At 40.5% G+C, this 5,212-nt stretch carries 7 protein-coding genes and 1 tRNA gene; 3 read left to right on the top strand and 5 right to left on the bottom strand.

The annotated features are described in order from the left end of the window. Positions 1 to 309 precede the first annotated feature (309 nt). Positions 310 to 504: a hypothetical protein gene (locus Q0C15_RS04465; protein ID WP_297216753.1), complete on the top strand. Its 195-nt coding sequence runs from the start codon at positions 310 to 312 to the stop codon at positions 502 to 504. Positions 505 to 868: 364 nt separating this feature from the next. Here the strand turns inward: Q0C15_RS04465 and Q0C15_RS04460 are convergent. The 3 genes from Q0C15_RS04460 to Q0C15_RS04450 form a co-directional block, all read right to left on the bottom strand. Further along, positions 869 to 942, bottom strand: a tRNA-Lys gene (locus tag Q0C15_RS04460). A 152-nt stretch (positions 943 to 1,094) separates the two neighbouring features. Beyond that, positions 1,095 to 1,640 (bottom strand): dephospho-CoA kinase, encoded by a 546-nt coding sequence (locus Q0C15_RS04455; RefSeq protein ID WP_297216750.1) that lies wholly within the window; start codon positions 1,638 to 1,640, stop codon positions 1,095 to 1,097. Positions 1,641 to 1,986: 346 nt separating this feature from the next. Continuing rightward, positions 1,987 to 2,589, bottom strand: a complete 603-nt coding sequence (locus tag Q0C15_RS04450) for a hypothetical protein (protein ID WP_297216747.1) — start codon at positions 2,587 to 2,589, stop codon at positions 1,987 to 1,989. Between the two features lie 225 nt (positions 2,590 to 2,814). On the opposite strand from Q0C15_RS04450, the gene Q0C15_RS04445 reads away from it, so the two are divergent. Continuing rightward, the gene (locus Q0C15_RS04445; protein WP_110642509.1) at positions 2,815 to 3,042 is read left to right on the top strand and encodes a hypothetical protein; all 228 of its coding nucleotides are present in this window, start codon (positions 2,815 to 2,817) and stop codon (positions 3,040 to 3,042) included. Here the strand turns inward: Q0C15_RS04445 and Q0C15_RS04440 are convergent. Continuing rightward, complete coding sequence (locus tag Q0C15_RS04440; protein WP_297216744.1) at positions 3,032 to 3,307, bottom strand: ribonuclease P; 276 nt, start codon at positions 3,305 to 3,307, stop codon at positions 3,032 to 3,034. The genes Q0C15_RS04445 and Q0C15_RS04440 overlap by 11 nt on opposite strands. 37 nt (positions 3,308 to 3,344) lie before the next feature. Between Q0C15_RS04440 and Q0C15_RS04435 the strand changes: the two genes are divergently transcribed. Next, positions 3,345 to 4,022 carry a phosphoglycolate phosphatase gene (locus Q0C15_RS04435; RefSeq protein WP_297216741.1) on the top strand — a complete coding sequence of 226 codons (678 nt, stop codon included), beginning with the start codon at positions 3,345 to 3,347 and terminating at the stop codon, positions 4,020 to 4,022. A 201-nt stretch (positions 4,023 to 4,223) separates the two neighbouring features. On the opposite strand, the gene Q0C15_RS04430 is transcribed toward Q0C15_RS04435, so the two are convergent. Next, positions 4,224 to 5,039 (bottom strand): menaquinone biosynthesis family protein, encoded by an 816-nt coding sequence (locus tag Q0C15_RS04430; protein WP_297216738.1) that lies wholly within the window; start codon positions 5,037 to 5,039, stop codon positions 4,224 to 4,226. Between the last annotated feature and the right edge of the window lie 173 nt (positions 5,040 to 5,212).

Here is a 5,212-nt window from a genome sequence, read left to right as displayed (position 1 = left end):
GATATTGTTTATTTCTAAGTGCGTGATAAATCTCTGCCACCAGCTGGAATTCAAAAACCACACCCTTTTTTTCAAATTCTTTCTCATTAACATCTACTTGATCCCGCAGTAGCTGAGCACTCTCAATAGCAGCGTTCTTCAGGTCTTCAAAAAAATCTGTCATTATTTTCACCTCTTAAGAATCTCCTAACGTTTATAAGGTTTCTTTCCCAAAAGGTGCCAGATATACTCAAAATATTTGAATGCTCTTTTTCTCATTTTGCAGAGAGATAGGACGGCTTTTATACGGTTCTTAATTCAAGCTCTGCTATGAATGTGAAAGGAACACTTGTCAACATTGACGATGCCGTGATAAATGCGGTCAGAAGTGAAGGCTACAGGAAGGGATGGAATGACAGGAAGATACATGACTCAGGCATCATAGAGGATGCCATCAGGGAGTCAAGGAACTTCAGGGAGTTCATCGCTGCACTGAGGGAAAGAATGGAGATGCTTGATGAATGAAACCTTTGAACAGATTTGACATGGAATTCTTCGATGGCCACAACAAGCCAATTTTAAGGGTTGCCAGAAGGGTCAAAGGAACAATATCTTAAAGTTTGGAAAGCACGCATTTTCAGGAATCCATCTCTATGTATGAGGACACTGTGTTGTAACAACATTTCTTAGGGGAAGCAGGAAAATTGGTATTGAAAGGATTGACATCAGATTTGTGCAAACCCACCCATGTAATGCTAGTCCGACAGACACACAGTTCTAAACAAACATGGATCCGGAAATGAACCCAAAATTTGTCAGGGAGAAGATGAATAAATTTTTCTCAACGTAGAAATAAATGCTAGTTCACATGAGACCGTACTAGCGTAGACGGGTCCGAGGGGGTTCGAACCCCCGACCTATGGATTAAGAGTCCATCGCTCTACCTAGCTAAGCTACGGACCCACAATGCAAGAGCGGATTAAATCGAGCGATAAAAACTTTCCCATATTTTATATTGCAGTTTACAGGCTTTCCTCTAATGCAACTCCATCTGGCAGTCCATTGCTATTTATGCTGGCACGTATTTCTAATTTTTTTTCGTTTTTATAAAAATATTATGCCCTGTTGCTGATGGAGAATTTCTCTGTCAGCAACTTTCTGCATCTCTCATGGAACACTTCAAGCGTGTCATCATTCACTATCATGTAATCCGCAAGTGCTATAACGTTGCCTATGCCCCATGACAGCTCCCTCATATCGCGCTCGATGAGTTCATCCATTGTTCTTATGTCATCAGGTCTGTCTCTTTTGAGTATCCTGTCGAATCTATCTTTTCTGCTTGCAAAAATAGCGACTACATAAGGATTCTCAGAAAATCTGGAAAAATACTGAAGTTCCTCATAATTACGAAGCCCATCTATAACGGTGTGACTATCATCGGTTATTTTCTGTGCGGTTCTAACAGCCCAGATGTCCATGCCGTACTTCTTTCTTTCAGAAGTGGCAAAATTCCCAATTTCATGGTCTATCTCAGGCACTCCAGATCTCTTTGCAAATTCTCTGACCGTATTGCCCATGTGCAGATCGACGAAGCCCAGGCTCTTTGCAACCTTCACAAATTCATCCTTGCCAGCCCCAGGCATACCAGTGACTACTATCATTTCCCTGTCGTATTGTTATACATGATATGAAATTTCGTCTGAGCGGATGCCACTGTATCCATGATACAAAAAATGCTTGACCGTGTCATAAAGATGAAGTTAAAGTTAGCATTATACGTTGAGGAAGCTTTAAAAACTACCTCTTCAAACAGAAAATACAATGACTTCCATCGATAATAAAATTTCATTAAAATATCGCAATACCAATAACATTAAGGATGTCGTAGTTCGAAAATACGCTTGTGGGCATCACGATATAGCGCCTATACGGAATATAGCCCTTACAACCAGACGTCTCTTCGTTGAAGGGAAAATACGATGCTTAGGCGATAAGCAGCGCATAGTATTACTGCACGATCATAGATGCCCAGACTTCTCCCGGTGTTCTATTCTTTGACTTCAGGTATCTCTGCCAGTAGTTATCTATGAACTGTATTGGAACCTTTATCTCAATAGTCCTTTCAATCATACCTCTCTCAAATCTGTATTCAACGTCATGGAGGATTATCTCCGTTATTGAATGCGTGGTAAATGGATAATATGCATGATTCTCCTTGTCAACAAGTATCCATATTGAATTTCTGCGCTTCATTTCGAAGCTTATCATGTTCAAAATTTCATTTCTTATGTCTGATCCAAACGTTTCGCTTGAAATGATCTTGTTATATAACGTATCCGTTCCGATTTTTCTTTCTCCAATGGGAAGATCCATTATGTGAAATTCTCCATTCTGTGATCCTATGACCTTCACATACCTGTAATCATTCTTCCTGTTCTTTATCTTTAGATCTATGTCTTCATTCTCATAGGCTTTCACAAATACTATGCGATCTCCGAACTCATAGAGTATCCTGGCTGCGACGGATATGCGCCCATCATTGCCGTCGATCTCACCGCTCTCCTTAAGAAGCCTCCTTATATCGCCTTTTTTCACAATTATAGGTTTCATCTTCAACACTTTTTGGGGCAGAATTTCTATGGATGTTAATCAAAACAAAATTTAAAAAATTTGCTTGATTCCAGAGGCATTATCAGTATATAAAAAGATATAAAAATTTCTCAAAAATAGACAAATTGCAATTTTATATGAATAAATACTATCTAATCCTATATATACTATCCATTTCGACTGAACAAATCTTTTATATTAAGTGAAAATGACCCATGGATATCAATGAAAACTTACATAAAGGTCTCATTCTCGAGCGAAGGTGCGAGACCTAGTGAGGTCATAAACAGGCTTAGATCGCTTGGTTTCAAACCAGTCATAGGAGAGCAGGATATGGTTTATGAATGGGGAAACGGCGCGACACCAGAGGACGCTATCTGGTTTGCCGATAAGATACATGCCACCCTCGCCGGTTTCAACGTACTGTTTGAGATAGAAACAGTCAGCGATTGATCTGGAACCTCCTTATATCTCCACAAACAGGGCATTTTACAGTTACAAGATTTTTCTTTATTCTGACGATCTCGCCTCTGTAAGGGTTCTTGCATCTTTTGCAGTAGCTCCTTTTAATGCTCGCCGGTAATGTTATGTCCATTCTTTTGGCTATTCTTTCCATCTGAATTATATACCTCCTATCGCCTGTGTTCAAGGCATAACGATGCAGCTTATCTATGCGCGATCTCGCAATTACCTCAATATCCTTCTTTGTTATCAACATTCAATAATCGTTATTAGTATCATAACAATTTCCACGCATGATCAGGTTAGCCGCAATAGACGTCGACGGAACATTGACCGATAAAGATCGCCTCATATCAACATCAGCCATTCAGAGCATTCGAAAAGCCGAGAAGAACGGCCTGCTTGTATCACTGTTGAGTGGCAACGTAATTCCAGTTGTTTATGCACTGAAGATATTTCTTGGAATAAACGGTCCAGTTTTCGGCGAAAATGGCGGTATAATGTATGATAATGACGGTTCAATACAGAAATTCTTCAGCAATGAGGACACTAACAAATTTCTGGAGGAGATGTCAAAGAAGACGTCAATGAGAAGCATACTCACCAACAAATGGAGAGAGGCCTCAACCGGCTTCGATATAGATCCAAAGGATGTTGACTATGTTCGTCGTGAGGCTGAAGCCAGAGGATTCGTGATATTCTATAGCGGCTATTCATGGCATCTGATGAATGCAGGTGAGGATAAGGCCTTCGCGGTGAAAAAACTCAGGGAGAAGTACTCTTTGAATTTTGATGAGATGCTTGTAATCGGGGATTCAAACAATGATATGCCTATGTTTCAGCTTCCGGTCAGGAAAGCATGCCCCGCGAATGCAACCGAGAACATAAAGTCCATGAGCGATTATGTTTCAGACTATTCATATGGAGAGGAAATCGATGATATTTTCAAGCATTTCGGATTGATACGGTAGATATTCATGACGCAAGGCCTGATGCTCAATACTTACTCGGACTTCAAATATGATTTCAGGCGAGATCCATCTGCGTTTGCAGAAATCCAGTCATCCCTTATATTGATGTTCGATGCTTTTTCCGCAGAGAGCGTCTTCCATTTGAAAATATTCTAACAGTCGGCACTTCTTAAACTTTAAAATTCCATATAAAAAGAAAAATCAGACGATTTCAGGTTTGAATGGCTTTATAAGGCCTTTTTCCTCAGCGCGTTTATAGTAAAGTTCCAGAGCCTTTCGGCCGGTTTCTCCGAAATCGATGGAAAGATCGTTCACGTACATCCTTACAAATTTCTTTTCCATTTCCATATCCGTGTATCTCGCATACTGCATCGCATATCTTACCGCTTCATCCTCATGTGCCATAGCATACCTTATTGATCGCTCGAAATCGTCCAGGAATCCCGCTATCGTCTCTTTGGGAAGATCTTTCCTTATTGCGTTAAAACCAAGAGGGACTGGTAGATTTCCGGCGTATTCTTTCCATGCTGCATATATATCGAATATTTTCTTCAGCCCGTGTTTTTCGTAGGTCAACTGCTCGTCATGTATGAGTATGCCTGCATCGATATCCCCACTAAGTATTGCATCCGGGATCTTATCGAACCTTATCTCAACATACTCCTTAGACTCTGGCCCGAACATTCTGTACAGAAGATATGACGAGGTCATATATCCAGGTACACCCATTCTTGCCCTGGAGAGGTCCACATCATGAGCAGCCACAACGATGGGGCCGTAGCTTATTCCGAAGCTCGCTCCAGATCTAGTAAGCATGTATCTGTCGCTGACCTGCACGTATCCATTGGCTGAAATGGCAGTAACCTCATACCTGGCATCTTTTGATTCCTTGTTCAAGGTCTCTATATCCTTTATTATCTGCTCGTACTGCAACTTTGTCTTTATCTTGCCCTGAAACATGGCATAAAACATGAAGGCATCGTCCGGATCAGGGGTATGTGCAACCGTTATTTTCATGATACGCTATCTCATCATGACATATTATTGTTTATGGAAAAGTTAGATGTTTAGAGGAAGCTTTAAGAATAAACTGCTTCAACGATTAGATTCATTGGTCTTCTTCGTTAGGAACAGTTGTTTAAAAGAGAAGTTAGGGATTTGAAGGAAGCTGTAAATCTCAACAGCTTTAG

Origin of the sequence: Thermoplasma sp. (assembly GCF_023256435.1) — an archaeon.
GTDB lineage: Archaea > Thermoplasmatota > Thermoplasmata > Thermoplasmatales > Thermoplasmataceae > Thermoplasma.
Note: the sequence above shows the minus strand (reverse complement) of the source record. Positions and strands in the feature narration are given on the sequence as shown.

Coding starts and splice junctions, on each gene's coding strand:
- Q0C15_RS04445 (WP_110642509.1), top strand. CDS start 2,815: ATGAAAACTTACATAAAGGTCTCATTCTCGAGCGAAGGTGCGAGACCT.
- Q0C15_RS04450 (WP_297216747.1), bottom strand. CDS start 2,589: ATGAAACCTATAATTGTGAAAAAAGGCGATATAAGGAGGCTTCTTAAG.
- Q0C15_RS04435 (WP_297216741.1), top strand. CDS start 3,345: ATGATCAGGTTAGCCGCAATAGACGTCGACGGAACATTGACCGATAAA.
- Q0C15_RS04440 (WP_297216744.1), bottom strand. CDS start 3,307: ATGTTGATAACAAAGAAGGATATTGAGGTAATTGCGAGATCGCGCATA.
- Q0C15_RS04465 (WP_297216753.1), top strand. CDS start 310: ATGAATGTGAAAGGAACACTTGTCAACATTGACGATGCCGTGATAAAT.
- Q0C15_RS04430 (WP_297216738.1), bottom strand. CDS start 5,039: ATGAAAATAACGGTTGCACATACCCCTGATCCGGACGATGCCTTCATG.
- Q0C15_RS04455 (WP_297216750.1), bottom strand. CDS start 1,640: ATGATAGTAGTCACTGGTATGCCTGGGGCTGGCAAGGATGAATTTGTG.